This window comes from Ewingella americana (assembly GCF_006438725.1).
GTDB lineage: Bacteria > Pseudomonadota > Gammaproteobacteria > Enterobacterales > Enterobacteriaceae > Ewingella > Ewingella americana_A.
Window position 1 is genome coordinate 101,604 of the sequence record NZ_RCZD01000004.1, and the last position, 14,080, is coordinate 115,683.

13 protein-coding genes, 1 tRNA gene, 3 other RNA genes and 1 pseudogene are annotated in these 14,080 nt (G+C 52.8%); 9 read left to right on the forward strand and 9 right to left on the reverse strand.

What is annotated here, in order from left to right; translation table 11 throughout:
* Window positions 1-74: 74 nt before the first annotated feature.
* From purU to EAH77_RS08465, 5 genes are all read left to right on the forward strand, one after another.
* Complete coding sequence (purU, locus tag EAH77_RS08445) at window positions 75-923, forward strand: formyltetrahydrofolate deformylase (protein ID WP_140471664.1); 849 nt, start codon at window positions 75-77, stop codon at window positions 921-923.
* 196 nt (window positions 924-1,119) lie between these two features.
* Window positions 1,120-1,204: transfer RNA gene (locus tag EAH77_RS08450), tRNA-Tyr, on the forward strand.
* Window positions 1,205-1,250: 46 nt separating this feature from the next.
* Window positions 1,251-1,380: non-coding RNA, RtT sRNA (locus EAH77_RS08455), on the forward strand.
* Window positions 1,381-1,426: 46 nt separating this feature from the next.
* A non-coding RNA gene (locus tag EAH77_RS08460) (RtT sRNA) lies at window positions 1,427-1,556 on the forward strand.
* A gap of 46 nt (window positions 1,557-1,602) precedes the next feature.
* Window positions 1,603-1,732, forward strand: a non-coding RNA gene (locus EAH77_RS08465) — RtT sRNA.
* 58 nt (window positions 1,733-1,790) lie between these two features.
* Here EAH77_RS08465 and EAH77_RS08470 read toward each other — a convergent pair.
* Window positions 1,791-3,890, reverse strand: a complete 2,100-nt coding sequence (locus tag EAH77_RS08470) for a peptidase domain-containing ABC transporter (RefSeq protein WP_140471666.1) — start codon at window positions 3,888-3,890, stop codon at window positions 1,791-1,793.
* Entirely contained in the window at window positions 3,877-5,163 is a 1,287-nt protein-coding gene (locus EAH77_RS08475) for an HlyD family secretion protein (RefSeq protein ID WP_140471668.1), read from the reverse strand. The genes EAH77_RS08470 and EAH77_RS08475 overlap by 14 nt, the downstream gene beginning before the upstream one ends.
* A gap of 293 nt (window positions 5,164-5,456) precedes the next feature.
* Between EAH77_RS08475 and EAH77_RS08480 the strand changes: the two genes are divergently transcribed.
* Entirely contained in the window at window positions 5,457-5,648 is a 192-nt protein-coding gene (locus EAH77_RS08480) for a chemotaxis protein (RefSeq protein ID WP_140471671.1), read from the forward strand.
* Window positions 5,649-5,761: 113 nt separating this feature from the next.
* Here EAH77_RS08480 and EAH77_RS08485 read toward each other — a convergent pair whose 3' ends face one another.
* The 6 genes from EAH77_RS08485 to pspA form a co-directional block, all read right to left on the reverse strand.
* The gene (locus EAH77_RS08485; protein ID WP_140471673.1) at window positions 5,762-6,832 is read right to left on the reverse strand and encodes a YcjF family protein; all 1,071 of its coding nucleotides are present in this window, start codon (window positions 6,830-6,832) and stop codon (window positions 5,762-5,764) included.
* Window positions 6,829-8,226 carry a YcjX family protein gene (locus EAH77_RS08490; RefSeq protein WP_140471675.1) on the reverse strand — a complete coding sequence of 466 codons (1,398 nt, stop codon included), beginning with the start codon at window positions 8,224-8,226 and terminating at the stop codon, window positions 6,829-6,831. The genes EAH77_RS08485 and EAH77_RS08490 overlap by 4 nt, the downstream gene beginning before the upstream one ends.
* On the reverse strand, window positions 8,201-8,449 hold the full coding sequence (locus tag EAH77_RS08495; RefSeq protein ID WP_431306757.1) for a phage shock protein PspD: 249 nt from the start codon (window positions 8,447-8,449) through the stop codon (window positions 8,201-8,203). The genes EAH77_RS08490 and EAH77_RS08495 overlap by 26 nt, the downstream gene beginning before the upstream one ends.
* A gap of 88 nt (window positions 8,450-8,537) precedes the next feature.
* Window positions 8,538-8,897, reverse strand: coding sequence for an envelope stress response membrane protein PspC (gene pspC, locus EAH77_RS08500; protein ID WP_140471679.1), 360 nt, complete (start codon window positions 8,895-8,897; stop codon window positions 8,538-8,540).
* Entirely contained in the window at window positions 8,897-9,124 is a 228-nt protein-coding gene (pspB, locus tag EAH77_RS08505) for an envelope stress response membrane protein PspB (protein ID WP_140471681.1), read from the reverse strand. Before pspB ends, pspC begins: the two co-directional genes overlap by 1 nt.
* Before the next feature lie 123 nt (window positions 9,125-9,247).
* The gene (pspA, locus tag EAH77_RS08510) at window positions 9,248-9,919 is read right to left on the reverse strand and encodes a phage shock protein PspA (RefSeq protein WP_140471683.1); all 672 of its coding nucleotides are present in this window, start codon (window positions 9,917-9,919) and stop codon (window positions 9,248-9,250) included.
* Between the two features lie 226 nt (window positions 9,920-10,145).
* Here pspA and pspF point away from each other — a divergent pair, with 226 nt between their 5' ends.
* Complete coding sequence (gene pspF, locus EAH77_RS08515) at window positions 10,146-11,153, forward strand: phage shock protein operon transcriptional activator (RefSeq protein WP_140471685.1); 1,008 nt, start codon at window positions 10,146-10,148, stop codon at window positions 11,151-11,153.
* Here pspF and EAH77_RS08520 read toward each other — a convergent pair.
* Window positions 11,143-11,214 (reverse strand): annotated as a pseudogene (locus tag EAH77_RS08520) (GTP-binding protein); the annotation flags it as partial. The gene pspF and the pseudogene EAH77_RS08520 overlap by 11 nt on opposite strands.
* 211 nt (window positions 11,215-11,425) lie before the next feature.
* On the opposite strand from EAH77_RS08520, the gene sapA reads away from it, so the two are divergent.
* Together sapA and sapB are read left to right on the forward strand one after the other, a co-directional pair.
* Window positions 11,426-13,102 carry an ABC transporter substrate-binding protein SapA gene (gene sapA, locus EAH77_RS08525; RefSeq protein ID WP_140472211.1) on the forward strand — a complete coding sequence of 559 codons (1,677 nt, stop codon included), beginning with the start codon at window positions 11,426-11,428 and terminating at the stop codon, window positions 13,100-13,102.
* Window positions 13,099-14,064: a putrescine export ABC transporter permease SapB gene (gene sapB, locus EAH77_RS08530; RefSeq protein ID WP_140471687.1), complete on the forward strand. Its 966-nt coding sequence runs from the start codon at window positions 13,099-13,101 to the stop codon at window positions 14,062-14,064. Before sapA ends, sapB begins: the two co-directional genes overlap by 4 nt.
* Window positions 14,065-14,080: the final 16 nt, after the last annotated feature.

A 14,080-nucleotide genomic window follows, 5' to 3' on the forward strand; every position in this document is an offset into this window, starting at 1 on the left:
GCTGCCCAGCCGATCTGCTGCATTATCATTACGACATCCAGAATCACGACGTCCAGGACAGGATCCTCACCGCCATGCCGCAACAAAATGTACAAACTAAGGTTTTACGCACCATCTGCCCGGATGCAAAAGGCCTGATCGCTAAGATCACCAATATTTGCTACAAGCACGAACTGAACATCGTGCAGAACAACGAATTCGTTGACCACCGCACCGGGCGTTTTTTTATGCGCACCGAACTTGAAGGCATTTTCAACGACAACACTCTCCTCGCCGATCTCGACAGTGCGTTACCAAAAGGCTCCGTGCGTGAACTGCACAGCACTGGCCGCCGCCGCATTGTCATTCTGGTGACGAAAGAAGCGCACTGCCTGGGTGATTTGCTGATGAAAGCCACCTACGGCGGTTTGGATGTGGAAATTGCGGCAGTCATCGGCAATCACGACACCTTGCAGACCCTGGTCGAACGCTTTGATATTCCGTTCCATCTGGTCAGCCATGAAGGCCTGACACGCGAACAGCATGACAGCGCCATGATTGAACAAATCGACCTGTATCAGCCCGACTATGTGGTGTTAGCGAAATACATGCGCGTACTGACCCCGGGTTTTGTGCAGCACTATCCTCATCAGGTGATCAACATTCATCACTCGTTCCTTCCGGCATTTATCGGCGCACGTCCTTATCATCAGGCCTACGAACGCGGTGTAAAAATAATCGGCGCAACGGCGCACTATGTGAATGACAGTCTGGATGAAGGCCCGATCATCATGCAGGACGTCATTAACGTCGATCACACCTATACCGCAGAAGACATGATGCGTGCAGGCCGTGATGTGGAGAAAAACGTTCTTAGCCGCGCGCTTTACCGCGTTCTGGCCCAGCGCGTCTTCGTTTACGGAAATCGCACCGTTATTTTGTGATCCGCTGCCCGGCGGTGTTTTTGTACAGAGAAGCACCGCCACGGGCAAAAAAACATCAAATGAACATTATTATCAGTTTCAGCACTTTACAGGCTCGTTTCATTTGGTATTATGCGCCCCGTTCACCGCAACAGCCGATGCCGTGAACGAAGTCAATGCAGTATGTAGTACACAATTCGAAATCCACGAATTTCGTGGTGGGGTTCCCGAGCGGCCAAAGGGAGCAGACTGTAAATCTGCCGTCATCGACTTCGAAGGTTCGAATCCTTCCCCCACCACCATCTCAAATACGTCAGCCTTACCTTCCAATAAAACACAAATCAAACATACAAATACACGCTGGGAAGGATAGAGAACCTTCGACTCGAAGGTTTGAGCCGAGCGAAGCGAGACAACGTTGCGCAGCAACGACCCGCAGGGCGAGGCCAAAGGCCGAGTCATCCTTCCCCCACCACCATCTCAAATACGTCAGCTTTACCTTCCAATAAAACACAAATCAAACATACAAATGCACGCTGGGAAGGATAGAGAACCTTCGACTCGAAGGTTTGAGCCGAGCGAAGCGAGACAACGTTGCGCAGCAACGACCCGCAGGGCGAGGCCAAAGGCCGAGTCATCCTTCCCCCACCACCATCTCAAATACGTCAGCCTTACCTTCCAATAAAACACAAATCAAACATACAAATGCACGCTGGGAAGGATAGAGAACCTTCGACTCGAAGGTTTGAGCCGAGCGAAGCGAGACAGCGTTGCGCAGCAACGACCCGCAGGGCGAGGCCAAAGGCCGAGTCATCCTTCCCCCACCACCATCTCAAATACGTCAGCCTTACCTTCCAAAAACAAAACCCTCAAAAATACTCATATCTACTAGCCTAATTTTATCACCCTGTCCGCTGACTCTATGGTCGATGGCCGGTGAGCGATAAATATTCGCGTAATATCCAGCTCGCTGATGGCCTGATTGATTCTGGCTTCATTATCAAGATCCAAATGGCTGGTCGCTTCGTCGAGGAACAAAATGGCCGGACGGCGATACAGCGCACGGGCGATGAGTAACCGCTGCTTCTGGCCGCCGGACAAGCTGCCGCCCAGTTCACTGATTAGCGTTTCATAACCCATCGGCATCTTCTCAATATCATCATGAATATTGCAGCGCGTCGCGCAATCGATAATGCGTGCCTCATCTTTCTGTTCGTCGAAACTGGCAATATTTTCCGCGATAGAACCAGCAAACAGCGTGTCATCCTGCAACACGCAGGCAATGCAACTGCGATAGTTATTCAACCCGGCGGTGGTGATATCCATGCTGTTGAACAAAATCCGTCCGCTGGTTGGCGAGAGCAAACCCGTCATGATTTTCATCAGCGTGGTTTTACCCTGCCCTGACGGCCCGACAATCGCCACGCTCTCACCGGCAGCCACGGACAAATTGAGGCCGTTAATCAGTGGCGCTGACACGCTGTCATACTGGAAAACCAGATCACGCACGTCCAGCGACGCGGCTTCACCGGGACGTAACAACGCCCGTTCCGGCAAGCTCTGTTCGGTGTCAGTCAGTGCAATATCAGCGATGCGGTCCCGATGTAGCGACAGCATGCGCAGTTGCAGCACCATATTGAGCAGGTTGGCTGCGCGCTCGGAAAACTGCCCGCGATAAGTATTGAACGCCACGAACATCCCCAACGTCATATGGCCATCAATCACCTGCGTCGCACCCAGCCACAACAACGCCACTTGATCGAGAGTCGCGATCAGCGTGTTGCCTCCGGTAAACATCATCTCGAACTTCGTCTTGCGTACCGTGGCATTGGCGTTATCAATATTCATATTCAGCCAGAAATTGGCCCGTGCTTTCGACAGCCCCAAGGCTTTAAGCGTGCTAATGCCATACAGCGTCTCCATAAAATGAGAACCCGCGCGCGCGCCCTTTACAATCTGCTCTTCGGATACCTGCCGGTAAGCGTTATAGGTGGAGAGGCGAAAAATAACACACACCGCCGTAAAACCCAGGATCACCCAAATCAGCCAGCCGCCGTACAGCACCATCATCACGATCAGGCCAATGGACATTATTCCGTCGATAATACTGTTGACCACGTTAGTGGTCAGCGTGGTGCGCAGGGTATCGAGGGAGGTAAAGCGCGACTGAATATCCCCCAGCTTACGCTTCTCGAAGTAGTCGAGAGGTAATTTGAGCAGATGATCAAACAACCGCGCTTTCCACTGCACGTCGATAAGCGTACTCATTACCAGCGACGTCCAGGCGCGCAGCATACTGACGCCGGTGCGAAAGAGAATGAAGAACAACAAACCGAGGCAGATGAGCGTCAGCAGATCGGGATCTTTGGCCGGGATAACATGGTCCATCACCAACTGCATACCGACCGGCAACAGCAAGTTGACCGACTCGATCATCAGCGACAGACAGAAAATTTTGGTCAGCGCAGGTATCAGGCCACTGACGTTGCCCATCAGGTTGCGCAGATTCAGCCGCACCCGTGGTTTTTCACAGGTAAAACCACTGTCCGGCCACAGTTCCAGCGCAACCCCGGTGAAATGCTCAGAAACTTCGCGAAGACCCAGTGAGCGACGGCCAAAGGCCGGATCATGAATGATCACTTTGCCCTGTTTAACGGCCACCAACACCACGAAATGGTTGAGGTCCCAGTGCAAAATACAGGGGGTTTTCAGCGCGTTTAGCTCATCAATGTCCAGCTTCAGCGCACGGGATTTAAGCTCGTTGGCATTACCGATATCCATCAGCGTGCGCAACGTCGCTCCACGGGATGAAATACCATAACGCTGGCGCAAACTCTGCAAATCCACATGCTTACCGTGATACCCGCAGATCATGGCCAGACAGGCTAAACCGCACTCAGCCGCTTCGGTCTGAATGATTTGTGGGACTTTATGGCGAAAGCCGAAATGCAGGCGGTCCGCCAGCTCGCGTACGTTATCGAGATTCATTAATTGGCCCCACCACGCTTTTCTTCATGCTGTAATACGGTGACAACATCCATTGATAGAGTGGACGTTTTTCCAGGAACAGGGTCGATTCCACCTTCATCCCACTGGATAACGTCAGTGCCTCGCCATGCCAGTTGAGTTGGTTTTTTTCCAACGACACCATCACTTTGTAATAAGGGCCGCTGACCTTTCCATTGGCATCACGCGGTGCGCTGGAATAGGAATTCAGCTCCTGCTCCGACACTGGCGCTGACGAAATTGAGTCTACTTTTCCGGGGAACTGCCCATACTTTTCAAAAGGGTAGGCCTCATAACGGATATTGATATGCTCACCCGGTTTGACATAAGGCAGGCTTTCGTTGGGAAGCCAGGCAACTAAGAAGAAGGGGGAGTTTTTGGCAGGCACCAACTGCGCCAGGCTGTCTCCTGCATTGACCATCTGGCCCGGCGTTACGCTCAGAGAAGAGATTTTGCCGTCGGTCGGCGCGGTGATCAGCAGTGAACCTTTGGCATCGGCCTGCGCCAACTGACGCTCCAGATCGTTTCGCTGATAGCCATATTGTGAAATCTGATTATCAAAATCAGCGGCTTTGGTCACCAGCTCGCTGCGCAGATTGGTTATCTGCAGGGACTCCTGAATCGACTGGGTGTTGAGGCCCTGGAAAGAGGTTTGCTGTTGATAGAAAAGATAGCGCTGATTGTTCAACTGGTCGGTATTAATCAGCCCTTTCTTCTGATAAGCGCCGTAATTTTGCATACTTTTTTTCATCGCATTCAGCCCTTCCTGCGCTGAATCCACCATGCTCTGTGACACCTGATGCGCTTTCTCGTACTGCTCCAACTGCTGCTGTAAATTCTCCAGCGTGGCGCGTTTATTGTTCTGCAACTGCGAAATGATGGTATCGATGTGCTCACGCTGCTTTTTGATCGCAGCCAGCGTAGTGGTGCTGACATTCCCGGCCTGCGTGACACGGCTGACGTCAATCTGATACAGCGGCTGGCCCTTTTTGACCAGCTTATCCGTAGCGACAAACAGCCCGGTGATCACCCCCTGTTCGGGGCTGAAGAGGTTGATACTGTGCGGTTGGGTGATGACTTCTCCGCTGACGTTAATGCGCCGCGTGTAATTGGCGGAAATCAGAAAAGTCAGCAAGGCCACCATAAAGAGTACGGTCAGTGAAATCAGGATCCACATTGGCCAGCCCGCCAACAGCAATGCCTTTCCCGCCCAGTGGCTTTGTTGATGCTCATTAACCTCTTTACGAAAGAGCATGGCGGTCAATCTCCATGAACATACGGGCAGCTCCTCAGAATAGTCATCATGAGAAGATAGTCAGCCCCAAGGACACTGACAATGGCGATTACTCTGAAACAGCTTAATAGCACCTGTAAAACAGCGGGTTATAAATTTATTTAACTTAAGGAGATTATTCCTAGTCACCTCGCCGTCAGTCTGATCTAGGCTTAAGTCTCTTGAGGGCATCACGCAAAACAGATTGACCCGATGCCTTCATAAGGTCCCAGGAGTACGGGATCGCTGTTCAACTGACAAGAGGATGACCCAAGATGAAACAATTAACAGAACGTGACATTGAAATGGTTAATGGTGCTGGTTGGTCTGAAGACGTGAATAAAGTCGCTGATCGCCTGTCTAGCTTCGGTCAGGATGCAGTGAGTGATACCGGTAATGCCGTGAATAAAGCCTATGACCAAATTTCCAAAGGTCTGGCTGATGCACAAAATTACCTCACCACCTAGTTTTAACCTGAAGTACCAAAAACCTTGTATCTCACCCTGAGTTTACAATTGGGTTCATGCTGGCGCTCACTTCGGTGAGCGCCTTCTTTTTTGTCTTATCGCCACAGAGTTGCTTAAACGCCGGCATTTCGCTTATCGGTCTTCACCAAACTGGCTTTCAGCTTGCCAATCAGTTCACGTCGAAAATCGCCCAGCTTTGGTTTATCCCCCTCCAGCCACGGCAACGGACGGCACAATTCCATGGTTTTTATTCCCAGCCGCGCCGTGAGTAAACCCGCGCCAATCCCCTGCGCTGCGCGTGCAGAAAGACGCGCGGCCAGATCCTGAGACATCCAGTCCATGCCCACTTCCCTCACCAGCTCAGAAGCGCCCGCAAAAGCAATATTGAGCAACACCAGACGGAACAGACGCAGACGGCTGAAGTAACCCAGTTCAATGCCATAAAGCACGGCAATGCGGTTCACCAGACGCAGATTTCGCCAGGCAATAAAGGCCATATCCACCAGTGCCAGCGGGCTAACTGCGATCATCAGCGCCGACTCAGCGGCCGAATGGCTGATTTCACGGCGCGCCTGTGCGTCCAGCACCGGCTGTACCAGTCGGGCGTAAAGCTCCACCACTTCACGATCGTTTTGTGTTTCATGCAGTGAAGCCTGCCAGCGCTGCAACGCCGGGTGGCTTTGGTCCAACCCGGCCTGTGCGGCCAGCTTCTCGCAAAAGACCCGTCCCTGTCCCAGACCGTGGCTGTGCAGCAGGTCACGCGCCGTATCACGCTCGTCGGCACGCTGGCGCAAACGATACAGGCGTCGCCATTCGGTCAGAACCGAACCGACTCCCGCCACGACAATCAGGCCACCGGCGATACAACCGCCAAGCGCTATCCAATCCTGCTGAACCCACGCGCTGTGTATCCACTGCACGCCTTGCGCCACCACACTGATGCCAAAGACGGCCAGCCCCAGCCGGACCATTTTGCCCCACAGGCTGCGACGCGGCTTCAGCGCGCGGTTAATGACGGCTTCGGCTTCACCATCTTGTTGTTCAATTTCCGCTTCGGTTGAATTCACCGGTAAAAAACGTTCGGCCAGTGCACCATCAAATGTCTGACCGGCACGCAGCACCGGCTGCTCAGGCTCTTTCAGTTCCTGTTCGAAATCGATACGCGGTTTGATTGGCTCGCTCATCGCATTTTATCTCCCAGTAAAAACTCCATCACCGCGTCCAGACGGATATGCGGTAACGGTGCATCCACGCTCATTTCACGCGGACGAAATTCGTCGAAATGAAAACCCTGTTGCTGCCAGAAAGCAGCCCCCGGCAGGCGTGCAGGCACTTCACCGGGAAACACCGTCAGCGGCGCGCCATCACTCAGACGGTGACCTTTCAGCGCTGGCAGCGGCTGGCCCTGATACTCCACGATCCCCGTTTCAGTGGCCTGTACCGATGCCAGCCCCGCGCAATCCATACTGATGCCTTCAAAGGCGGCGTTCTGCCAGGCTTCCTGCACCAATTGCTGCAGCAGCGACACCAGATTGGCATGTTGATCGCCGGTGATGTGGTCCGCCTTGGTGGCCGCAAACATCAGTTTGTCGATGCATGGATTAAACAGCCGGCGGAACAACGTGCGTTTACCGTAGTGGAAACTTTGCATCAGCTGCGTCAACGCCAGCCGCATATCATTGAACGCGTGCGGGCCGCTGTTGAGCGGTTGCAGGCAATCCACCAGGACAATTTGCCGGTCGAAACGGACAAAGTGCTCTTTATAGAAACCTTTCACGATTGACTGGCAGTAATAATCAAAACGCGTGCGCAGCATACCCAAATTGCTATGTTTATCGGCCTGCGCCAGTTGTGCATCGCTGTATTGCTGCCTCTCAGGCCATGGGAAGAACTGCAACGCAGGCGCACCGGCTAAATCACCCGGCAAGACAAAGCGGCCCGGCTGAATAAAGTGCAATCCTTCCTTTTTACAGCGGGTCAGATAGTCGGTATAGGCCTGTGCGATGGCGGCCAGCTGATTTTCGTCAGCCGGAGCCAATGGGTCACACTGCTCACACAGCGTCAGCCAGGGCTTTGCCCACTCCGCCCGCTCGCCCTGCAACAGGCCGGCCATTTGCCGCGACCATTCAAGGTAATTTTGCTCCAGCATCGGCAAGTCGAGCAGCCATTCACCGGGATAGTCGACAATTTCCAGATACAGCGTCGAGGTATCCCTGAAGTGGCGCAGCAAAGAATCATTGGAGCGGTAACGCAGCGCCAGGCGGATTTCACTCACGCCACGCGTCGGCGTTGGCCAGTTTGGCGGTGTGCCGTGCAGCTGTGCCATGCCTTCGTCATAGGTAAATCGCGAAACGCCGAGATCGCGTTGCGGAATGCGCTTCACGCCGAGCAAGCGCTCTTCGCGGGCGGCGGAGAAAAGGGGTAAACGTGCGCCGCTGTGCAGATGAAGCAGTTGATTGACGAAGGCAGTGATGAAAGCGGTTTTGCCGCTGCGGCTAAGACCGGTCACTGCCAGACGCAGGTGCCGGTCCATGCCGCGATTGACCAGTGAACTAAACTCGTTTTGTAGTCTTTTCATTGCTCTCCCTGGCGTAGCGCCCAAACAGCGCGGTCAAAATACGTTTGAATAATGGTTCTAATAATAGTGCCAAAACGTAACGCAGAGGACCTTTTCCTGCCACACCCAGCACACGGGCAGCCAGACCGGCAGGCCCGAAGGTCAACGCGACCGTGATAATAAAGCTGAAAATTTTCTTCAGCAGACTGCTTTTACCCGGCAGCGAGGCGATCAGGGTACGCATAATAAGTTGATTCCTTTAGCGGGAGGGGGAGGAAAAGCGTTGCCAGCGAAATGAATTAGCCGTCGTGGCAACGTTTTACATCGGTGACTTATAGCTGGCGAAAACGGCTACGCACCCCGAAGGTTTCGGAGGTGACATAGCGCTCAACCTGCCGCAAACGCTGCTCGCTGGCCTTTAGCTCGCGGTCCGCTTCATCCAGCAGATTACGTGGCGATGGCGCGTTTTCATCGTCAAATTCATGAGCAGGTACGGGATCCAGCACATAACTGAGGATCACATAAGCAATAAAGGTAAACATAAACAGGCCGAAGAAAATCGACAGCACCGCCATGATCCGCAGCAGCTTGACCGGAACGCCAAGGTAGTGAGCCAGCCCCGCCAGTACGCCTTTGATCATGCCCTCTTCGGGTACCCGGTACAGCTTTCGTTGAGATAATTCTGTCGCCATTATGACTGCCTCCAGGTTGGGTGCTCAGCGTCCAGAATCTCTTCGAGCGCCTGAATTCGTTCGCGCATACGGTGCGCATCTTGGGTTAACTGCGTAAGATTTTGCATCTCATGCTGGGTTAACTGATTGCCATTCTGTGAACGGTTGCTGTAGTGAAGCCAAAGCCATATCGGCGCAACAAATAACACAAAGATGGTCAGCGGAATGGCCAGAAACAGGAAGCTCATTACATCTCCTTGAACGATTTCTCGATGTTTGCCTGTTGTATATCAAGTTACAGGGGCGTTGGTTTCACGCCTCCCTGCAACTCGAATTATTTTGGGTAAATCCTGTCATGACAACAATGTTGCTTATACGTCCTGATTGCCCTGCATCTTGGCTTTCAATGCCGCGATCTGTGCACTGATTTCATCATCGGCTTTCAGCTCAGCAAACTGCTGATCCAGCGACTTCTTTTTGCCGATGCTGACGGTTTCTGCTTCAGCTTCCATGTGATCGATACGGCGTTCGAATTGCTCGAAACGCGCCATCGCTTCATCAATTTTACCGCTGTCGAGCTGACGACGCACATCACGGGATGACGACGCAGCCTGATGACGCAGAGTCAAAGCCTGCTGACGGGCGCGGGTTTCAGTCAGTTTGTTTTCCAGTTCAACGATTTCAGACTTCATCCGGTCCAGCGTTTCTTCAACCGTCACCACTTCGTTTTTCAGTGTGGCAACCAAATCAGCCAGCTTCTGTTTTTCTATAAGCGCCGCGCGGGCCAAATCATCTTTATCTTTGCGCAGTGCCAGCTCGGCTTTGTCCTGCCATTCAGCCTGCTGGGCTTCGCCCTGCTCAATGCGGCGGCTGAGTTGTTTCTTTTCGGCCAGCGCACGGGCTGAAGTCGAACGTACTTCGACCAGCGTGTCTTCCATTTCCTGAATCATCAGGCGCACCAGTTTCTGCGGATCTTCGGCTTTATCCAACAGCGTATTGATGTTGGCGTTCACGATGTCAGCGAAACGAGAAAAAATACCCATAATCGAAATTCCTCTTTGGTTCTGTTAGCCACCAGTCAATGTTACCGGTGAAAAAAGTCAGCCAGACGGCTAACTGTGCAGTAAATCTATATCAAATCCCGTGCCAACTTTTAAAGTTTATTATCCTTATGAAATATAATGAATTTTTATCTTTGGCCCTTAGGCATTAATTTGACGTATGATTAAATTCACTAAGAGTTGGTGTTTTTCATCATAAGGATTCGCCATGAACGACAAAACAGACAACCTCCTCGGCGAAGCCAACGCCTTTATAGAAGTGCTGGAGCAAGTCTCCCGCCTGGCAAAGCTGAATAAACCGGTACTGGTCACCGGTGAACGCGGCAGCGGCAAGGAGCTGATTGCACACCGTCTGCATTATCTTTCACCGCGATGGCAAGGGCCGTTTATCTCGCTCAACTGCGCCGCGTTAAATGAAAACCTGCTCGACTCAGAGTTGTTCGGCCACGAAGCAGGGGCTTTTACCGGCGCGCAGAAACGCCATCTGGGTCGCTTTGAGCGCGCGGATGGTGGCACGTTATTTCTGGATGAACTGGCCACCGCGCCGATGCTGGTACAGGAAAAACTATTGCGGGTCATTGAATACGGCCACCTGGAGCGCGTAGGTGGCAGCCAGCCATTGCAGGTTGATGTGCGACTGGTATGCGCCACCAATGACGACTTGCCCGCACTGGCCGCTGCGGGAAAATTCCGCGCCGACCTGCTCGACCGGCTGGCGTTTGATGTTGTCCAGTTACCGCCCCTGCGCGAACGCCAGCAAGACATCATGCTGCTGGCCGAACATTTCGCCATCCAGATGTGCCGCGAACTCTCGCTGCCACTGTTTCCCGGTTTCACTGCCCGCGCCCGCGACACGTTGCTGCACTACCGCTGGCCGGGAAATGTGCGCGAACTGAAAAATGTGGTTGAGCGCTCCATGTATCGTCACGGCACCAGCGAGTTTCAACTCGACGACATTATTCTTAACCCGTTTGCGAAATCCTCACCGATGCAGGAAACCTCGCTGAACGCGGAAAGTCCCGCGGCCTTGCCAGATTTACCACTGGATCTAAAATTGTGGATGAACGAACAGGAAAAACAACTAATTGACCAGGCGTTGCGGCAGGCGCGGTTTAACCAACGGAAAGCCGCAGATTTACTGGCACTGACCTACCATCAGTTACGGGGAATGTTGAAGAAGCATGGCATTCAGGTCAACGCACAGGAAGGTGACTGAGCACGGTAGTTTTACCGGCGCCGAGAAAACCGGACAGCACAGTCACGGGTAATAAAGGCATGTTGATCTCAGGCAGACGGATATACACAGAGTACATGCGGATTAATTGTTATAACATTACGATTACCTGTCAATTTCAAGCCCTTTATTGCATGTGCTTGCAGAAAAGTGCGTGAAGTCTCGACAGACAGGACGGAGTTTTGCGCAATGGATTGGGGAGGCTGGCAGAGTACGGTACACTTAAGCCATTGCTACTTAACATTGAAGCCTTTATGCGTCGTTTATCTTTGTGGATGCTGTTGCTGAGTGGTCTGGCTAATGCGGCCATTGCCGTACCCACACCAGTGCCAACCAAACCGCTGACCGCCAGTTCATCTGTCACCACGCCAAACAGTGACATCCGCCAAAGCGGGTTTGTCTATTGCGTCAACGGGATGATCAATACATTCAACCCGCAGAAAGCCAGCAGTGGACTGATTATCGACACCCTCGCCGCTCAACTGTATGACCGGCTGCTTGATGTTGACCCCTACACTTACCGGCTGATCCCCGAGCTGGCGCAAAGTTGGGAAGTACTGGACGATGGCGCAACCTACCGTTTTCATCTGCGCAAGGATGTGCCCTTCCAAAGCACCGCCTGGTTCAAACCGACCCGTATGATGAACGCTGACGACGTGGTATTCAGTACTCAGCGTATTATCGATCCGCAAAATCACTATCACAGCGTCAACGGCGACGATTACCCCTATTTCGATAGCCTGCAGTTTGCCAGCACAGTAAAGAGCGTGAAAAAGCTGGATGATTACACGGTGGAGTTTCGTCTCAGTAATCCCGACGCCTCTTTCTTATGGCATCTGGCGACCCACTACGCACCCGTTTTATCGGCAGAATATGCGGATAACCTGCAAAAAAGCGGCAACGAGGAGCAGATTGACCGCAAGCCGGTCGGCACCGGTCCTTTCCAGTTGAGCGAATACCGCACCGGCCAGTATGTACGTCTTGCGCGTAACGGGGATTACTGGAAAGGCGTCCCACGCATGTCGCAGGTGGTGATTGATATGGGCGTCGGCGGTACGGGTCGTATATCAAAACTGTTGACCGGTGAATGTGACGTTCTCGCCTATCCCGCAGCCAGCCAGCTTTCTATCTTGCGTGATGACCCGCGTTTACGCCTGACACTGCGCCCCGGTATGAACGTCGCTTATCTGGCTTTTAATACCAACAGAGCGCCGCTCAATGATCCGCGAATTCGCCAGGCAATTGCGCTGTCGATTAACAACCAACGGCTGATGCAATCGATCTACTACGGCACCGCCGAAACTGCTGCGTCTATTTTACCGCGCGCCTCCTGGGCCTATGACAGTAATGCCACAGTCACCGAATATGACCCGGATAAAGCCCGGCAAATCCTTAAAGATCTCGGGCAGGAAAAACTGACCTTGCATCTGTGGGTACCTACTGTGTCCCAGTCATATAACCCAAGCCCGCTGAAAACCGCTGAATTGTTGCAGGCAGATCTGGCACAGGTAGGGATTAAAGTGGTGATAGTTCCGGTTGAAGGTCGTTTCCAGGAAGCCCGCCTGATGGAGATGAACCATGACCTGACACTGGTTGGTTGGGCGACAGACAGTAATGATCCTGACAGCTTCTTCCGCCCAATGCTGAGCTGTGCGGCAATCCGCTCGCAGACCAACTATGCTCACTGGTGTAACCCAGAATTTGATCAGTTACTGCGCCAGGGGCTGCTCTCGCAGCAACTTTCCCAGCGCATTGAATATTATCAGCAGGCACAAAAAATTCTTGAACAGCAGTTGCCGGTTCTGCCGCTGGCGTCTTCCCTGCGCCTGCAAGCCTACCGTTATGACATCAAAGGATTGGTACTCAGCCCATTTGGCAACTCATCTTTCGCCGGGGTATTCCGCGACACTGAAACGAGGACAGCGCCATGATCATCTTCATTTTGCGGCGTCTGTTACTGTTGCTGATCACCCTATTCCTTCTCAGTATGGTGGCCTTCAGCCTGAGCTACTTTACGCCGAATGCCCCTTTACACGGCGCATCACTGTGGGACGCCTACCGTTTCTATTTTGATAGTCTGTGCCAATTTGATTTTGGCGTATCCAGCATCAACGGGGAAAACATCAGCATCCAGCTAAAAGCTGTTTTCCCTGCCACCATGGAACTTTGCGTTCTGGCATTTACTCTGGCGTTACTGGTGGGGATACCACTTGGGATCACCGCAGGCGTGATGCGAGGGAAATGGCCCGACGTGGCCATCAGTACGCTGGCGCTGATAGGCTTTTCGATTCCAGTGTTCTGGCTGGCACTGCTGCTCATGCTGTTCTTCTCGCTGCAACTCGGCTGGCTGCCGGTATCCGGGCGGCTAGACCTGCTCTATCAGCTAAAAACCGTTACCGGCCTGACGCTGATAGATGCCTGGTTATCAAACTCGCCCTATCGTCATGAAATGATCGCCAGTGCCATACGCCATATGATTTTACCGATTGCTGCCCTGGCGGTCGCGCCAACGACGGAAGTGATCCGCCTGATGCGCATCAGTACAGATGATGTTCTGGCGCAAAATTACGTAAAAGCGGCGGCGACGCGCGGATTATCCCGACTGGCCATTATTCGCCGTCACGTACTGCGTAACGCTCTCCCTCCTATTATTCCCAAACTGGGCCTGCAATTCTCCACCATGCTGACACTGGCGATGATCACCGAAATGGTCTTTAACTGGCCCGGCGTAGGCCGCTGGATGATTAACGCTATTCGCCAGCAGGATTATGCGGCAATTTCCGCGGGTGTGATGGTCGTCGGTACCTTGGTGATTGTGGTTAACGTAGTGTCAGATATTCTCGGCGCACTGATGAATCCGCTGAAACATAAGGAATGGTATGCCCTACGATAAACCATCTATAAATTTT

Coding starts and splice junctions, on each gene's coding strand:
- EAH77_RS08485 (WP_140471673.1), bottom strand. CDS start 6,832: ATGAGCGAGCCAATCAAACCGCGTATCGATTTCGAACAGGAACTGAAA.
- EAH77_RS08470 (WP_140471666.1), bottom strand. CDS start 3,890: ATGAATCTCGATAACGTACGCGAGCTGGCGGACCGCCTGCATTTCGGC.
- sapB (WP_140471687.1), top strand. CDS start 13,099: ATGATCATCTTCATTTTGCGGCGTCTGTTACTGTTGCTGATCACCCTA.
- pspF (WP_140471685.1), top strand. CDS start 10,146: ATGAACGACAAAACAGACAACCTCCTCGGCGAAGCCAACGCCTTTATA.
- EAH77_RS08495 (WP_431306757.1), bottom strand. CDS start 8,449: ATGCGTACCCTGATCGCCTCGCTGCCGGGTAAAAGCAGTCTGCTGAAG.
- sapA (WP_140472211.1), top strand. CDS start 11,426: ATGCGTCGTTTATCTTTGTGGATGCTGTTGCTGAGTGGTCTGGCTAAT.
- pspB (WP_140471681.1), bottom strand. CDS start 9,124: ATGAGCTTCCTGTTTCTGGCCATTCCGCTGACCATCTTTGTGTTATTT.
- EAH77_RS08475 (WP_140471668.1), bottom strand. CDS start 5,163: ATGCTCTTTCGTAAAGAGGTTAATGAGCATCAACAAAGCCACTGGGCG.
- pspA (WP_140471683.1), bottom strand. CDS start 9,919: ATGGGTATTTTTTCTCGTTTCGCTGACATCGTGAACGCCAACATCAAT.
- pspC (WP_140471679.1), bottom strand. CDS start 8,897: ATGGCGACAGAATTATCTCAACGAAAGCTGTACCGGGTACCCGAAGAG.
- EAH77_RS08480 (WP_140471671.1), top strand. CDS start 5,457: ATGAAACAATTAACAGAACGTGACATTGAAATGGTTAATGGTGCTGGT.
- EAH77_RS08490 (WP_140471675.1), bottom strand. CDS start 8,226: ATGAAAAGACTACAAAACGAGTTTAGTTCACTGGTCAATCGCGGCATG.
- purU (WP_140471664.1), top strand. CDS start 75: ATGCCGCAACAAAATGTACAAACTAAGGTTTTACGCACCATCTGCCCG.